Source organism: Methanobrevibacter thaueri, from assembly GCF_015062905.1.
In the GTDB taxonomy this organism is placed as follows: domain Archaea; phylum Methanobacteriota; class Methanobacteria; order Methanobacteriales; family Methanobacteriaceae; genus Methanocatella; species Methanocatella thaueri_A.
The window spans coordinates 12,527-28,864 of the sequence record NZ_SUTK01000003.1 but is presented as its reverse complement, the minus strand read 5'-3'; the positions used below and the strand labels follow the sequence as shown (position 1 = coordinate 28,864).

Annotated in this window: 16 protein-coding genes and 1 tRNA gene; 4 read left to right on the top strand and 13 right to left on the bottom strand. The window is 38.5% G+C overall.

Features of this window, described 5'->3' with window-relative positions; genetic code table 11:
• Positions 1–6: 6 nt before the first annotated feature.
• Genes E7Z79_RS01115 through E7Z79_RS01105 form a run of 3 tightly spaced genes read right to left on the bottom strand, consistent with a single transcriptional unit; the run spans position 7 to position 1,281 of the window.
• Positions 7–378: a carboxymuconolactone decarboxylase family protein gene (locus tag E7Z79_RS01115; RefSeq protein WP_303738139.1), complete on the bottom strand. Its 372-nt coding sequence runs from the start codon at positions 376–378 to the stop codon at positions 7–9.
• Between the two features lie 16 nt (positions 379–394).
• On the bottom strand, positions 395–892 hold the full coding sequence (locus tag E7Z79_RS01110) for a TadE/TadG family type IV pilus assembly protein (protein ID WP_303738138.1): 498 nt from the start codon (positions 890–892) through the stop codon (positions 395–397).
• Positions 889–1,281 (bottom strand): hypothetical protein, encoded by a 393-nt coding sequence (locus tag E7Z79_RS01105; RefSeq protein WP_303738137.1) that lies wholly within the window; start codon positions 1,279–1,281, stop codon positions 889–891. The genes E7Z79_RS01110 and E7Z79_RS01105 overlap by 4 nt, the downstream gene beginning before the upstream one ends.
• Positions 1,282–1,378: 97 nt before the next feature.
• On the opposite strand from E7Z79_RS01105, the gene cobM reads away from it, so the two are divergent.
• Positions 1,379–2,131 carry a precorrin-4 C(11)-methyltransferase gene (cobM, locus tag E7Z79_RS01100; protein ID WP_296782337.1) on the top strand — a complete coding sequence of 251 codons (753 nt, stop codon included), beginning with the start codon at positions 1,379–1,381 and terminating at the stop codon, positions 2,129–2,131.
• Between the two features lie 39 nt (positions 2,132–2,170).
• Here cobM and E7Z79_RS01095 read toward each other — a convergent pair whose 3' ends face one another.
• The 9 genes from E7Z79_RS01095 to hypA all read right to left on the bottom strand — a co-directional run bounded on the left by E7Z79_RS01095 (position 2,171) and on the right by hypA (position 7,827).
• Positions 2,171–2,710 carry a zinc ribbon domain-containing protein gene (locus tag E7Z79_RS01095; RefSeq protein WP_303738136.1) on the bottom strand — a complete coding sequence of 180 codons (540 nt, stop codon included), beginning with the start codon at positions 2,708–2,710 and terminating at the stop codon, positions 2,171–2,173.
• A 45-nt stretch (positions 2,711–2,755) separates the two neighbouring features.
• The gene (locus E7Z79_RS01090) at positions 2,756–3,700 is read right to left on the bottom strand and encodes a methionine synthase (protein ID WP_303738135.1); all 945 of its coding nucleotides are present in this window, start codon (positions 3,698–3,700) and stop codon (positions 2,756–2,758) included.
• Positions 3,697–4,011 (bottom strand): DUF1894 domain-containing protein, encoded by a 315-nt coding sequence (locus E7Z79_RS01085; protein ID WP_116591629.1) that lies wholly within the window; start codon positions 4,009–4,011, stop codon positions 3,697–3,699. Before E7Z79_RS01085 ends, E7Z79_RS01090 begins: the two co-directional genes overlap by 4 nt.
• 1 nt (position 4,012) lies before the next feature.
• Complete coding sequence (locus tag E7Z79_RS01080; protein WP_303738134.1) at positions 4,013–4,471, bottom strand: DUF1890 domain-containing protein; 459 nt, start codon at positions 4,469–4,471, stop codon at positions 4,013–4,015.
• Positions 4,472–4,481: 10 nt separating this feature from the next.
• Positions 4,482–5,564, bottom strand: coding sequence for a hypothetical protein (locus E7Z79_RS01075; RefSeq protein ID WP_303738133.1), 1,083 nt, complete (start codon positions 5,562–5,564; stop codon positions 4,482–4,484).
• Positions 5,565–5,600: 36 nt separating this feature from the next.
• Positions 5,601–5,673 (bottom strand) — tRNA-Ala (locus E7Z79_RS01070).
• 53 nt (positions 5,674–5,726) lie between these two features.
• A complete protein-coding gene (locus E7Z79_RS01065; protein ID WP_303738132.1) occupies positions 5,727–6,758 on the bottom strand; it encodes a DUF354 domain-containing protein in 1,032 nt (343 codons plus the stop codon).
• 22 nt (positions 6,759–6,780) lie between these two features.
• Positions 6,781–7,431 carry a hydrogenase nickel incorporation protein HypB gene (gene hypB / locus E7Z79_RS01060; RefSeq protein ID WP_303738131.1) on the bottom strand — a complete coding sequence of 217 codons (651 nt, stop codon included), beginning with the start codon at positions 7,429–7,431 and terminating at the stop codon, positions 6,781–6,783.
• A gap of 18 nt (positions 7,432–7,449) precedes the next feature.
• Positions 7,450–7,827 carry a hydrogenase maturation nickel metallochaperone HypA gene (gene hypA / locus E7Z79_RS01055; RefSeq protein ID WP_303738130.1) on the bottom strand — a complete coding sequence of 126 codons (378 nt, stop codon included), beginning with the start codon at positions 7,825–7,827 and terminating at the stop codon, positions 7,450–7,452.
• Between the two features lie 161 nt (positions 7,828–7,988).
• Here hypA and E7Z79_RS01050 point away from each other — a divergent pair, with 161 nt between their 5' ends.
• Positions 7,989–9,137: an aldo/keto reductase gene (locus tag E7Z79_RS01050; RefSeq protein WP_303738129.1), complete on the top strand. Its 1,149-nt coding sequence runs from the start codon at positions 7,989–7,991 to the stop codon at positions 9,135–9,137.
• Here E7Z79_RS01050 and E7Z79_RS01045 read toward each other — a convergent pair.
• The gene (locus tag E7Z79_RS01045) at positions 9,134–11,992 is read right to left on the bottom strand and encodes a DEAD/DEAH box helicase (RefSeq protein WP_303738128.1); all 2,859 of its coding nucleotides are present in this window, start codon (positions 11,990–11,992) and stop codon (positions 9,134–9,136) included. The genes E7Z79_RS01050 and E7Z79_RS01045 overlap by 4 nt on opposite strands.
• Before the next feature lie 640 nt (positions 11,993–12,632).
• On the opposite strand from E7Z79_RS01045, the gene E7Z79_RS01040 reads away from it, so the two are divergent.
• Both E7Z79_RS01040 and E7Z79_RS01035 read left to right on the top strand, forming a co-directional pair.
• Entirely contained in the window at positions 12,633–15,071 is a 2,439-nt protein-coding gene (locus tag E7Z79_RS01040) for a UvrD-helicase domain-containing protein (protein ID WP_369693416.1), read from the top strand.
• A gap of 8 nt (positions 15,072–15,079) precedes the next feature.
• Positions 15,080–16,312 (top strand): PD-(D/E)XK nuclease family protein, encoded by a 1,233-nt coding sequence (locus tag E7Z79_RS01035; RefSeq protein WP_303738126.1) that lies wholly within the window; start codon positions 15,080–15,082, stop codon positions 16,310–16,312.
• Positions 16,313–16,338 lie beyond the last annotated feature (26 nt).

Here is a 16,338-nt window from a genome sequence, read left to right as displayed (position 1 = left end):
GTTCACCTAGAGCAGATTCCTTTCGGCAAATACCTCTTTTGCTGCCATGACTGCATTGATTGCTTTAGGAAACCCGCAATAAGCACTCATCTGCATCATGATTTCAACAATCTCTGTAGGAGTATTACCTACATTCAATGCGGCATTGATATGCTCCTTAAGCTGAGGAATTGTTCCAAGAGCGGTCAACGCTGAAATTGTACAGATTTCACGTGTCTTCAAGTCGACTTCGTCACGGGTATATATTTCAGAATACGGATACTCAATGACGAATCTTGACAAATCAGGAGCGATTTCATCAAGTTCCTTAAAGATTTCTTCAACTGACTTATTTTGAATGCCCTCCAAGCATTTTTTACCTTTTTCATATCTGTTCATAATTTATTGTATATCCCTAAATCCATTTAACATTAGCGGTTGTGTAGACATAATGTGGAGAAAACACCGGATTATACAACTTATTCGTTGATGATGTACTGTTGAAGCTTACAGCAATTGACTTTCTCAGGTTATAGTTTATCCTATCCCCAATGGAAACCAGTTCGGAACTGCTGAAGTGTTTGGACGTTTTGGCATATACCCTGAACTGTATCCTCTTTTTATCATAGTTAATGTCATGGCCCAATTCACTATACGAAACGTTGACTATTTCAACATCATGGGGATACAGCAAACTTGTCTTTGATTGCGAATAATCGCAAAACGTGTCCTTCGGATAGATTGCTACGGAAGATGTTGCAATCCCTTCATTTGCACCGCTTCGAGCTGCACTCATCGCAACATTCAATTCCTGTTCATTTGCTACAAAGACTATCGACAGCATGACAATCAGTATCAAAACGCCAAAAACAAAGAGGAATTCAGCTGAAATCTGTCCCCGATTATCCCTCATGATATCACAACCCCTTCAGCGGTTTTTGTTATCACATAGCTTCTTCCGCTGACCAGCTTATATTCCGAGTCCAGGTCTGCCAGCATCATCAATGTCTCACCTTTTTTATCTCCGTATTCCATAGTCAGCCTGTTCCTCTCAGCGGTAATCTCAAAATATCCCTTATCGGATGGCAGCCTGATGTATTTTGAATATCCGATTCCATTCGAGTTTACCTGACTGATTTGATTTGCCACATCATCAAGAATCATCCTGTGCATTGCACTATCTTCAATATTCAAACTTGACGATATTGCGGATGATGCGAAAAACAACACACCTAATGCAATAATGACAAGAATAAATAATGAAAATAGATATTCTATTGAAATAAAACCTTTATTATCCATATTTCTTAATTATTTTAGAAATTAATAAATTTTGCTCAAAATCAAAGTCAATTTTGATACAAAATGATTAAATAATAAATAAATTAAAAATAATATTATGAAAGGTAAAGTTGTTTTTATTGGTGCAGGACCTGGAGATCCTGATTTAATCACCGTTAAAGGAAGAAATGTAATTGAAAAAGCTGACGTAATCATCTATGCCGGTTCACTTGTCAATAAAAATGTTTTATGTCCTGCAAAAGATGAATGTGTAATCCACAATAGTGCTTATTTAAATTTAGAGGAAACTGACGCAATAATAACTGAAGCGGTTAATGAAGGCAAATTGGTAGCCCGTGTACATACCGGCGACCCGTCAATCTATGGGGCAATCGGCGAGCAAATACGCGAACTCAAAAAGCACGACATCGAATATGAAATCATACCGGGAGTAAGTTCCCTATTCGGTACTGCAAGTGTTCTTGAAGCGGAGTTAACTTTACCTGAGATTTCACAAAGTGTCATAATTACACGTCCGGAAGGCAGAACTCCAAAACCGGAAGGTGAAAGTCTTGCTAGCTTTTCAAAGCATCATGCAACCATGTGCATCTTTTTGGGCATAGGAATGATTGACAAGGTGGTTGATGAACTGCTGGAAGGTTACGAAGAAACAACTCCTGTTGCAGTAGTCAAAAAGGCAACTTGGCCAGACCAGCAAATAATTAGAGGAACCCTCGCAGATATTGCACAAAAAGTTAAAGATGCCAATATTACAAAGACTGCAATGATTGTGGTGGGAGATGTCTTAGACCCTGGAGACTTTAATGCATCCAAGCTATATGACAAGAACTTCAAACATGAATATCGTTAGATTTGGGAATTGATTTTTTATCCCACTTTACTTATTTTTTTAAACCGCACCTATGACATTAATATCATCAAACACATCATAGTCTGAAACATATACCATACAGACCTCATCTCTTATTCCGAATACGAATGCATAACCTTCATTTTCATATTCCAAATAATAACCTGTATAACCATACATTTTAGCAGGAGTTCCACCCAAATCCGCCGCTACCTTCTGGCTATCAATTCCGGCTCCGGGAGTCCTTGTAACTCCTATCTCAATATAATTGTCATCATTGCTCCAGCCCATTGCGCTTGACTTGACGTTTCCGTCGTAGCTGACATCGGTCCTCAGAGGTTCCTTGACATAATCGGCAGGGATTTCAAATTCCACATTGTCCACCTTGACCGTTTGAGTATGGCCAGTCAATAGAATGGATGATAAAAAGACCGCAATAATTGCAAAAATAACTATTATTATCAGCATATGCTTGTTTAAAAATCTGTTCTGTTTATTTGGAACCTTTTCTCCACAATTGGCACAGAACAATGCATCTTCCTTTAATTTTTCGCCACATTTACTGCAAAATTCGTCCATTTAAACACCAGTGATGATTAGGTAGTTGAAGAAATGATTAAAAATCTAGCTGTACTTATCCTTAAGTTCATTCATCAGTCTTAATTTCTCAAAAGCAACATCCTTTGGAGCCCTTCTCAATCCGCAATCAGGATCCAAAAGCAAATTATCCTTTCCGACAATTTCAATAGCTTCTGTGATGAGATTATCAACATCATCTGCATCATCAACAACGTTTACAGATGAATCGAGACATCCGAAACCTATCTTTTTGTTTGAAACAAGATTATAATTTTCCTTTAAAACATCAAGATTGACATTGTTTCCAGCAAACTCGAAATCCAATATGTCAACATTGAATCTGGAAATGTCCTTAAATGCATCCTTAAGGATTCCGCAAACGTGCATAGCCAACGGTATTTCCAATCCATCATGCAAAATGTCTATGGCTTCACGGGCGGTTTTCATATCCACCATTCCGGTTGATAGGAAAGGCTCATCGATTTGAATATAAACTGGATTGACCTTTTTTGCTATTGCATCCACTTCAAACTTCAAAGAATGTGCCAAATCGATTATGGCATCTTCCTTGTTTTTGTAAAAACCTGCGATTCTTGAAGAGTGAACGATTGTATTCGGACCTGTGATTATCCCTTTAACGCCTTTGCCTTCAGGAATTCTTCCGTTAAAGTAATCTTTCATGACCTTTTTGGCAAACTGCAGGTCCTTAACTGAAATCTCCTGAGTAGGATTTCTGATTTTTGAAACAATTTCAGTATTTCCGTCAACAATCCTCATTCCAGGAATATACTCTGTAAAAATAGAAACCATGTCTCCCCTGACCTGACCGTCGGAGATTATATCCACTCCTGCATCAAGCTGGGCAACTACACTACTTTTAATAGCCTCTTTAAAAGGGTCATATGCTCCAAATGCATTCAATAACTTATCTTTGGTTGAAGATGGCCCTTTTACTTCAACTGGAAAACTTCCAACAACTGTAGATCTCATTTTTTGTTACCAGTATCCAATTTTCTGATTTTTTCGACTTCTTCCTCATCGATTGGAAGCTCTACAACGGAAGTTCCGTGACACGGTTTTGTATACGGCAGGAATACTGTTCCCTTTTCATTGTCAAATCCTATTGGAATTGGTGGAATTCCAATAACGCGAACACCTAAAACCTCATCGCCAGGCTTAATGTAAACAATATCATCTGCCTTGAATCTGATAATCATTGCACAGTCCTTAAATCCTGCTTTGGATGCATGGATTTCATAGTTATCAGACTGTTGAAGGTAAGTATCTAAACAAAAAGACATTCTATTCAAACTCCTTTATTGCTCTTTCAAATTTAACTTTTATCGGTGAAGGATTATGGAAAGCCCTTACAGCCGCAATATATGCATCGCTTCCGCTCTCTTCAATCATTGTTACAAATTCAGCCACTTCATCAGCATCCCTTGAAAATACCAGTGCCAGGGATTTTGTCTGCAATATCTGGTCGAATGTTACGAAAAATGATGCTGCTGCATCCTTGTGAACAAAACCTACCAATAAATCATAATCTCCTTCTTTGATATCCCCCAATGTTCTTTCCAAATCAACAATATTAAGATTGTAAAGTCCTTCTGGGTCAGATATCTTTACAAGTTTGGAAGCCGCAGGGTTTGCAGCAATGGTAGTATCATAACCCATTTTTGTCAATTTATTAAAAACATAAACAGCCATCGGAGTTTGAGATGGAGTTTCTGGACATCCAAGTAAAACTAAAGCTTTCATAAAATTACCTCTATGATCTTGTTTTGAGTGTAACTACATTAGCCAAAATAAAAGTACCGACAAATATGAATGTTAATAATGCCATACCGTTGATTGTTCTGTTAAATACAAACATACCGATTAATGCCTGTGCACAGAATGAAGCCAATGCTCCTGTCAACAATACCTCTCTTCCCAAGTATTTCTTGTTGTTTTTCTCTCTTTTTTCTCTGTATCTGTTTAATACCTGGAAACCAATCAGTATAGTTCCAAGCACAAATACCATCAATCCTACAAGTCCCAATATACCAAAGTCAAAACCATAACCAAAGATACCTGGAAGCATATAATCGATTGTATCCTTTTGGTTTACCAGTATACCAAAGAACATTGGGAAAGGAAGTCCGAAGAATAAAACGAACTGCATCGGCAACGTAATATAACCTTCAGCAAATGCCGTACCTTCCGCTCCCCAATAGGAAGCCTTTGCACTGTGTCCTATTAGCTGAATGTTATGCAATACAGTCTTAATACTTGATAATGAGTATTGCTCAATCCTGCTGAACCTCAATATAGGTGAAAAGATTGTCATACCAGTTATTCTTGAAACGGCTTCCAGGAGAATAAAACCTACTCCTGCAACACCTAAGAACAAACCTACCCTTCTTAAGGTAATTACGGATTTTTCCCTGAATGATTTGGATATAATCAAATAACCGAAGAATAAACCAATCAGCCATAAGATTAAAAATGACCTGTGCATCAATCCACCGAAAATGGTGATTCCTGCCAGGAACAATATTACAAATCTTCTAAGAGGCCGTATATCCACACCCGATTCCTTCATTACCTTCAGCGATGCCAAAGCAGCAACCGAACCCATAAGAGCGATTGGCCCGAACGGGTGAGTGAATTCCGCTTGACTTGAAGACAATATCAAAAGAGCGATGTCCGCTCCAAAAATAAGTGTAAAACCACCCATAACAAACAATGATAAGAAGGTTACAACACTTAAGGACAATGGAATCAAGTTTAGTGCAAATATCCATGCAACTAATAGCATTATTCCTACTTCAACAATTAATTGTAAGTGGTTTTGAGCAATTAACAACATATTACTATCACAAATTTAATTTATTAAAATATAAAATGGACTGACCGGGATTTGAACCCGGGGCCTCCGCCATGCCAAGGCGACGATCTACCATCTGAGCTACCAGCCCAAAAAATCAATAATGAATATCATATTACTATATGACATTATTACTATAAAAAACTATTTACCATTTTTGGCCAAATCATATAAATTATCCATAATCACCTGGAATAAATCATCAGTCTCAACATCAATTTTTTCATGGGGATTGACTATATACTCCAGTGCCCTTTCAATGACATCATCGGTATCATTGGACCTGTACATCAAACCCTTATCCACATAATACTGGTCAACTGACAATGTTTCACCAGGATAGCAGGAAATGACCGGAGTCTGAAGGATTGCAGCTTCCCTGTTCATTGTTCCACCCGCACCGATTACAAGATCTGATTTTTTAATGATGCTTGATGTGTCGACAGGCGGTTTCAATATATGAACATTCTCAATGCCTTCAAATATTTCAGACTGTTCCTTGAATCTTGGCAATATCAAAATATTGGCCACATTTTTCAGCTCATCAACAATAGGTGACAGGACTGACTTCCTGCAGTCAACATCAAGATATGATGCAAGTGAAGGTTCAGGCCTCATCAATATTGTCTTTGAATGATTTAAGTTAAGATTCAAATCGTCAAAAATATTGTCGTTATATACAAAACTTTTAAAATGCATCAATTCAGAGGTACCGTCATATGGAATGATAGTGTTCGGATCTGCACCGAATTTCATCAATTGCCAAAAGTCGATGCTACTTGGAGCAATAATCCTGTCACATAACGGAAGGGTCAGCTTATTGGCTGCCAATGCCTTTTCGTTATCCAAAACGTACAAACTTGGAATTCCAAGACCGAATGAGATTCTAGGAAGTTCAATGGAATGCTTGCTAAGGGCGACATCAACCCTTTCACCATGTATAATGTCCACAAGGTTGAATACCCTTTGTGTGCTCTCCCTAAGTTTATCATAAAGACTTACGCCATGTTTTCCAACTGAAATGAAGTCTATATCATACATCTCAAGCAACTTATGGATATCCCCAAATTGTCTTGCTGTGACAATAACATCCTCACCTTCGGCTTCCAGATATTTGATTACATCCTTGAAAAACCTTACATGAGGCGCATTTGAGATATCAATCCATACTTTCATGTTACCACCTAAATTAATTTGATTATTTCATTGCTTCTTCAATGACTTGAATGATTTCATCCAATCCTAAACCTTGTTTAAGACTTGATTTGATTACTTTAACATTTGGGTTTAACCTTTTAGCATCAGCGACCATCTTATCAGCATCAGCGCCTACCGCATCTGCAAGGTCAACCTTGTTTATGACAACAACATCTGATGTCTGGAAAATGATTGGATGCTTTTCTACAGTATCGTCACCCTCTGTGACACTTACTACGACTATTCTTAAATGGGAACCCAATTCAAAGTCCACAGGACAGATCAGATTTCCCACGTTTTCGATAATCACCATATCAAGGTCGTCCAATGGCAAGTCTTCAAGGCCATGGCCAACCAGATGTGCATCCAAGTGACATTCCTTACCGGTGTTCAGGCCAACTACAGGAACATCATGCTTTTCGATACGTCCTGCATCGAATTTGGAGATGACATCCCCTGCCAAAACACCAATCTTATAATCAGTATTATCAATAATCTCTTCAACAAGTGTTGTTTTACCGGAACCGATTGCTCCTACGAAATCAACACAGAATATGTCTTTTTCTTCTAAATTTTTTAAGTTTTTATCCGCTAATCTCTTATTAGCATCCATAATATTTTTTGCTACTTCCACATCTGCTACTTGGTGCATCTTTTCACCTCAATTCATTTAAGCATCATCAGGTTTTTCTATAACAATATTCTTAACAACAATGTCCTTACCGTTTAAAGTCTCTACACTTAAGCTGTCGCATTCAGGACATTTGACAAGTGGAGCATAATGGTCACTATCATCAAGTATGGCTTCGCCATGGAATTTACAATCGTGACATTCGATTTCTGCCGGAATTTCTTCAAAGACTATCTTTGCATCTTCCATTATGGTATTTTCAATCAGAACACCTAAAATGAACTCCAGCTGTTCCGGATTAATCATTGCCAATCTTCCAACTTCAACGGTTACTTCATTAACTTCAGTAGCATTATTTGCTTCGGCAGTTTCGAGAACCGCATTGATAATGCCCTGAGCCATTGATAATTCGTGCATTTTTTTACTCCTCTATAAACATTAATATTTTAAGTTTAGTTTTGTTTACATATAAAACTATTTAATATACCGGCATTATTTGAGTAATACTTAAACTGTTGAGTAAAGCAACATTTATATATTCAAGTTAAATAAAAATATTACTCAAAGGAGATAGTATTATGACTTACAAATCAAAATTCGGTTTTGGATGCATGAGGCTTCCGCTGACCGACGAAAAGGACCCTACATCAGTCGACCAGGAACTGTTCAATCAGATGGTTGACATTTACATGGAAAAGGGATTCAACTACTTCGATACATCATATGCATACCATAATGGAATAAGCGAAGTTGCCATCCGGAAAGCGGTAGTTGAGAGATATCCTCGTGAATCCTACCAGATCTGCGACAAAATGCCTACATGGGCATTGAGCGACGAGAAGGACAATGAAAAATTCGTCAATGAAATGCTAGAAAGATTGAACATAGACTATTTCGACGTATTCTTCATACACAACATCAATACACCATGGCTCAAGCTGGCCGAAGCGCACAATGCATTCGAATACGTTAAAAAGATGAAGGAAGACGGAATTGCCAAAAAAATCGGTTTCAGTTTTCATGACCATGCAAGTCTGCTTGAAGAGGTTCTGGACAAATATGGTGATTTCCTTGATATTGTCCAATTGGAACTGAATTATCTTGACTGGGAAGACCCTGCCATTGAAGCCCACAAATGCTATGACTTATGCGTAAAGCACGGGCTTGACGTTTATGTGATGGAACCATTAAAAGGTGGAGTGATTGTTAATCCTAATGATGAAATCAAAAATGACTTCAAGCAATTCAATCCGGACAAGTCAATAGCCAGTTTTGCTATTAGATTCTGCGCTTCACTTGAACACGTCAAGATGGTATTGAGCGGAATGAGCAAAATGGAAGATCTGCTTGACAATTGCGACACTTTTGAAAATTTCGAACCATTGACTAGTGAAGAAAATGAGTTTTTAGAAAAAATGGCTGACAAACTTAATTCAAGCGTTGCAGTGCCTTGCAGCGAATGCGGATATTGTGTCGACGCCTGTCCTGAAATGATTCCGATTCCTGAATACTTCAGCATGTACAACCTAAGCAAAAATCGTCCTGAATCAAACATCTACAGGCTATACTTCGATAAGTTGGCTGATGAAAAGGTTCCAGCAGATGACTGCACATTCTGCGGAACATGTCTGGACTACTGTACCCAGCACATTGACATTCCTGAAGAGCTGGAAAAGGTATGCGAACATTTTGAGGAAGGATTTACACCTTATGCAGGTTCTCCTTAAGCCACCCTCATTTTCAACTCACGAACCATTTCACCATTCTTATTTATTTTTGATGCCTTCTTATAATACTCGATAGCCTTTGGAAACATTCCTGACTGATAATATATCATTCCCATCAATGCAAGGGCTTCAGCGTTTTTATCATCGAAATCCAGAAGCTTTTCCAATATCTCTGATGACGTTGCCAGGTCTCCCTGATTATACAAATCGTAGGCTTCCTCATATAAAGTGTCAATGTCATCAAGGGAGCTCAATTCGACCTCTTCCTTTTTCGGTTTGCTTGAAAGCAGCACTTCCAACTCGTTCGCCATCATATTAGACCTGTCGCATGAAAGGGCCTTTTTGGTGAATGCCAATGCAATGTCCCTCTGGTCCTGTTCGTATAATATCTGAGCTATTAATGCAAGAGCCCTTGAGTGCCTGCTATCGTTGGCCAAAATACCGTTCAAAACATCCTTAGAAGAGGAATAATCACCTTTTTCATACAGTGCATATGCCTCATCAAACTCGTCAGGGATTTCCACATTCTCAATAATCACTTCCCCCTCAACTTCCACATCATCCTTTGATATCAATTTGGACATGTATTCCAAGATATACTTAGTGGCATTCTTGTGCAGCGGCTTGTTATCGTTTCCGCATTTCGGAGAATAGATGCATGCAGGACATCCGCTTTGGCATTGGCAGTTATCCAGCAAGTCTATGGTTGAATTTAAAAGCTCGACAAAAACCTCAACTGCCTTTTCGCAGATTCCTATTCCTCCTTCATAACCATCATAGATAAATATGGTTGCCTCCTGAGTATCCTCATGATAATTGGTTGACAGTCCTCCAATATCAAACCTGTCGCACATGGTATGCAATGGGAACAGTCCAATCAATGCATGTTCAGCACCATGAAGGCCCCCAGCAAACACCTCCTCTTCGTTTGGAAACATATCTTCAAGTGTTTCCATGACCTGTTTCGGTATTGTGAACCATAAACCCTTTGTATTGAATTTCAATGGAGGCAGTTCAAGTGGGTATGTTCCTACAGTTTTTGAAAACTGCATTTTCTTATACTTGAAATAGTCCTCGCTAACGGTCAATTCACCAAAATGTATTGTCAGCTTGCCGTATTTGGTCTTTGACAATTTCTTTTTGATGCTAATGTCAGTCTGGTTCAAAACCATTGTATGATAATCCACGGCTTCTTTTGACACGTTGACAAAGCCGTTCTGCAAATTAACGCTGTTTACCACATAGGTGTCACCCTTGTTGATTAGAATAGCACCTTCATGGGCTTCACGGTAAACCTGTGAACGCTCCATTGTTTCAAGCAATGCACCATTGTTCATGACTTTGAACTCTTCAGAGGAAATTTGGTCAAGAGAATGGTCCATTGCAGGATTGTCATCATATGGATAGATGAAATCTCCCCTATGGTTTTCATGCAAATCCTTCTTTAAGACTAACTCATCAATCACGTCCTGAGAAATGTCAAAGTATTTTTCAGCCTCACCACGTTGAAGCGGAAGCTCCTTGGCCGCACATAGAAGGTGTGCCTCCTGCAAAATAGGATTTGTCAAATCTATAATGGCATTTTCATGAGGCTTGTCGAAGAAGAATTTCGGATTGTTCATGAAATACTGATCAAGCTGGTTTTCAAATGCAATCAAAACGGCAAGGGATTTCTGATTGCTTCTTCCTGCCCTTCCGGCCTGCTGCCAAGTGGAAATCATGGTGCCGGGATATCCTGAAATGATAACTGCATCAAGGGATCCTATATCTATTCCCAATTCCAACGCATTGGTGCATGTCACTCCAAGATATTTTCCGCTTTTGAGGCCGTCTTCAATCTCCCTCCTTTCAGCCGCCTGATATCCTGCACGGTATGCTGCAATACGATGGGCAAGCTGTCCCTTGACTTGAGTCATGTCATTTTTGGCCCACATTGCGATCAGCTCGGTTGTCTTTCTTGAAACAGTGAAGCACAATGTTTGGATGTTTTTAAGCATCATGTACATGAAAATGTTTTCTGTTTCCATATGCACTGAAGGCGCATTTTGCATGTTGACCTTTTTCCTTACATAATTTTTGAATGGATTGTACAGGATAAAATCCTTCTCTCCGCTTGGAGATGAGTCATCGTCTACAAGCACAAAATCCTCGCCGGTCAATCTGTTGGCCAGTTCCAAAGGATTTGCCAGTGTTGCTGAGGATAATATGAACTGAGGATATGATCCATAGAAATTGGCTATTCTTTTCAGCCTTTTTATAAGAAATGCTACATTAGAACCGAAAACTCCCTTATAGTAATGTGATTCGTCAATTACTATGTATCTCAGATTCTTATAAAATCTTGACCACTGGTGATGCCATGACAATATCAGGTGCAGCTGGTATGGGTTGGTAAGGACTATTCTTGACTTTTCGCGAATTCCGCGTTTATCCTCCCTTGGAGTGTCCCCATCATATGTTCTGGGCCTGATTTTAATATTCAGTTCACTTTCCAAACCCTCCAGAACATGCAGCTGGTCATTGGAAAGGGCCTTTGCGGGATAGATATACAAGGCAGTTGCATCCTTATCCTCGATCATTGTCTCCATTATGGGCAGATTAAATGCCAGTGTCTTTCCGGATGCAGTTGGTGTTGTGATGATTACGTTTTCACCGTCTTTAATCGCTTCATATGTATCTGCCTGATGCTTGTATAACTTTACATCTTTTGATGAAAGGTAATCAACAATCCTCTCATTCAGGTTATCGACCCTTTTAAAGCTTGCCTTTTTAGCCGGTATTGTCTCAATATGGGCGATGTTTTCCCTATATCTCACATCATTTTTGAACATATCTATTTTGTTTACCCCAGACATAATATCAGCTAAATTTCAATTTGTAAAACTTTTGAATTATATTTTTTATTATTATAATATAAAAGATTAATCAGAGAGCATTTGAAAAGTAATCCATTTAAAAAATTAATCCTCGCAACTGTTAAAATTAAACAGGCACCATTAAAGTGAATAATCAAAGGAAAAAAATAATTAGTTTAAGTTAGAAACGAAACGTTCCTAACTTATGCATATTATGGAAGTACCACTCCCATATATACAATTATGTTTATAACTTAATTAAATCTTTTTTGATTTATTTAATTTTAAATCAGAAAAAAAATGTTCAGATTAGTTTACAAATGCTCTTATCTTAAACGTGCAGGAATGCCCTAACTTCTTTAAGTCATGGATGAATTGCATGAATGTGAGCATTACTTTTCAAATGCTCTCTGATGATATTTAAATAACAGGATAACAAATAATAATAAATAACAATAAGAAAATTAAATTAAACTTTTTTAACGATAACCAAGTTTAAAAAGCAATATTAATTGAATCTGTCTGAACTTTCGAGACAAAGAGGATATCACGGTAACCCTATACTCATTAGAGTAGGCAACCCGTGAATTAAGAATCCTCAACTTCTATAAAGTTGAGGCGGTTCAACATGAGGGAAAAAATGATTTCAAATGAAGAATTTGAAGAAATTGTAGTGAATGTTCTTGAAAGGGACATTTCCTCGAATGAAGACCAAAAAAATGCCATCCTATCCCAACCCAACCAGTCATTGTTCCTAGTAGCAGGCCCTGGAAGCGGCAAAACCACCGTCATGGTGCTGAAAATATTGAAGTTCATTTTTGTCGACGACATAAATCCAAGTGAGATATTAGCAACAACATTTACCAAAAAAGCTGCCGAAGAGCTCTATTCAAGGATTCTGGGATGGGGAGATGAAATCAAAAACCACATCATTGACGAATCGGATGATTTTGAAATCTTTGAAAAGATTGCCAGAATAGACTTCAATCAGATTCAAGTCGGCACAACCGACAAGCTGGCCGAAGAGATAATGAGGCAGCACAAGGAGCCTGGAACAAACCATCCCATCATCATCGAAAACTTTGTTTCGAATTCCGCAATGATAAAGATACTCAGTGAAAACGAAAGGTATAAGGATGAGAACTTAAAAGAATGCCTTAAAAGATTGACCGGTCTGGAAAAGCTTGATGAACCGTCAAAGATGAGTGGAATCCTACTTGAAATCAAGGACAGGATTTTTCATGACCAAATTGATATGGCCAAATTATATGAGGAATTCGAAAGCGATAAGGGAATGTGCGTAATCCTTGATTGCATACAGGAATATGAAAACATCCTGATTAGAAGAAACACAATGGATTTTGCTATGCTAGAATCAAGATTCCTGAAGCTTCTAAAGCAGGGAAAGCTCGACATATTTTTAGACGACATCAGAATCGTTCTGATTGACGAATACCAGGACACAAATCTGATTCAGGAGGACATCTACTTCACAATCGCCAAGTCTGCCCTTGAAAACAACGGAAACATCACCGTTGTTGGTGATGATGACCAATCCCTCTACAGATTCCGGGGAGCGACAGTGGATCTTTTCACCAACTATAAACAACGCGTTAAAGATAAGCTGGGCATTGACGTTCTGGAAATAAATCTGAAGACAAACTATCGTTCTACAGAAAACATCATCAATCACTGCAATCAGTTTGTCGAAATAGATGAGGAATATCAGATGGCAAGAGTCAAGAACAAGCCTAAAATCATTGCTCCCGATTTCGACAAGGATAAAATGCCCGTGCTTGGAATGTTTAGGAACAATGTTGAAATGCTTTCCAAATCATTGGCCAATCTGATTGCAAAGCTGATCAATGAAGGCGAAGTGAGGCCGAAGGTTCTGAAGGTCCTTGATGAGGAATACTTCAAACAGCTGAATGGAAAAATTGATATCGCTAAATTTCAACAGATTAATGCTGAAAAGGAACGGGAAGGAAAACACATCGAAAGGCTGACTTTGAAATTGGATAGCAAATACGGATCCGCATCCGATATTGCAATATTATCCTATTCCCCAAAGGAAAAGCAATTCGGCAACAATTCATTATTATATTACTTGAGAAAACATCTGAAAAAGCAAAGGAAACCTATTGAAGTATTCAATCCAAGGGGAATTGAACTTCAAAAGGTCGAGATTGTGGAAATATTCTGCGGACTGATACTAGAATGCATCGACCCTGAAAGCAAAATCCAGATTAGCGACAAAAGCATTCCAAATCTGGCAAAGGTAACGATGACAAGATGGAGAGTGAAGGCACGCGAATACATCAAAGAAAATCCCGAACCTCATGAGCCAATTAATCTGAGCCAGTTTGTGCTTTACTGGCAGAACAGAGTACCGAGGGGAACAAAATTTTGGCCTAAAAAGGCAAGCCTAATGGAGCTCGCATATAAATTGGTCACATGGATTGAAGAGCTGCAGGATGACGCTGAAGGAATCGTATACCTTGAGGCGATTACAAAATCCATTACACAGACAGGGTTTTTCAGCAAATACTATTCACACATATCATTTGCCAACAAGCATGCCGAGAAGGAATCTATCCTCGAGGCCATCTGGAACATATTCATACCTCTTGCAACAGGAGGGATACAGATTGACGAGTCACTTCTTGAGACATTGCCTGACGATAGGGTGAACATCCTGTCAATCCATCAGTCAAAGGGACTGGAATTCCCTCTTGTAATTGTGGATGTGGGTTCCAAATTCAAGGACAACAATGTCAAAACACAAAAATTGAGATTTCCAAAAAAGCCTCCCGAAAACATCACAATTGAGGACAGCATACGGCAGTTCAGTGAACTTGGAGAGTCTGAAAGAAGTGAAAAGGACAGGTCATTTGACGATTTGACCAGACTTTATTTTGTCGCATTTTCAAGAGCGGAAAGCGTACTTCTATTGGTTGGCCTTAATTCAGCAATCGAAGGATACCCTCGTAAAAAAGACCATTTCAATATCCCTAATGTTGCTCTTGGATGGAGCAGGGATGAGAAATATGTTGGATTTAATGAAATTTATTTAATATAGGTGAAAAAATGAAATTGCCGTCAAGATCAAAAGCATACATGATTCCAGAATACAGCCTGACTGGAGACTTACTGTCATTTTTAACATGCAATCTGCAATACAGATATCAAAACAAGGGGACACTTCCGCCTTCAAAGCCTGTCCAGAGATGGTTTGGAGAGTTCATTCATGGAGTGATGGAAGAGGCTTATCTTCAATGGGATTCAGAAAATAAGCAATTCCCATGGGACTGGAAAACTGACATCAGACCAATAGAAGACATGATTGACATCAGGCTGCAAGTAGATGGACTATATCCTTATGACGAGGACTTGTTCTACAGCCTATTGAATAGCGAATTGTCTTTTGAGGATTTGAATGAGCATGACCATAAGAAATTAGCCAGTGCAAGAGCGGAAAGGGCCATCAATGTTTGGGGACCTCACCTGTTTCCCCTTATTGATTCCACTGAACTTCTAATAAAAGGCATCAGGAACATGCCCAACTATAATGAAAAGGTAAGCAGATCAAATTATTACGGAATCAATGGTGTTGTGGATGTTTTGAGCTCCATGAAAATCAACAAAAACATCAACCAAAGCAACTTGGACAATTATAACAATAAAATCATCGAATTTCTTAAAAAGGACCCTGAATTTCGAAAGAAAATTTCCAATTATTCTCAGGGCGACGAGTATGAAATCATAATTGACTACAAGGGCATGAAAAGACCGCCGGAAATAAACAATAACAAGTTCAACAATCCCTGGGAAAATCACAAGCAGCAGATTCTAACATATTCATGGCTTAGAAGCCAACAGGAAGATTCAAAACCGATTTTTGCAGGAATCATATTTTATCTGAACGAACTTGTGCCTTCAAAGGAAGATTTGCTTTTAATTCAGGACGAAATTGCCCATGACTTAACCGATGATGCCATAGACTATGGCAAATATGCACGGGATGTCGAACTGATAATGAATTGGAACGAAGACGACAAGGCGCCAAATCTGAGCGAAGAGTTCAAGATTGCAAGGTCAATACGTATCATCAACATTGACGATGAAGAGATTGAGGATTCACTTGACAAATTTGACAGCGTCGTGTTCAACATTGAAAGCTCTTTAATTAAAGAGATGAAAGGCTGTAAAATTCAAGAGGCCTGGAAAGCAGATTCTGATGAGAGAACCTGCACCGCATGCGATTTTAGGTCATTTTGTAAAAATAACAGCGTTAAAACAAAAGATATTAAAATTCCATAATCCAAATAATTAATTAAGGTGATTGT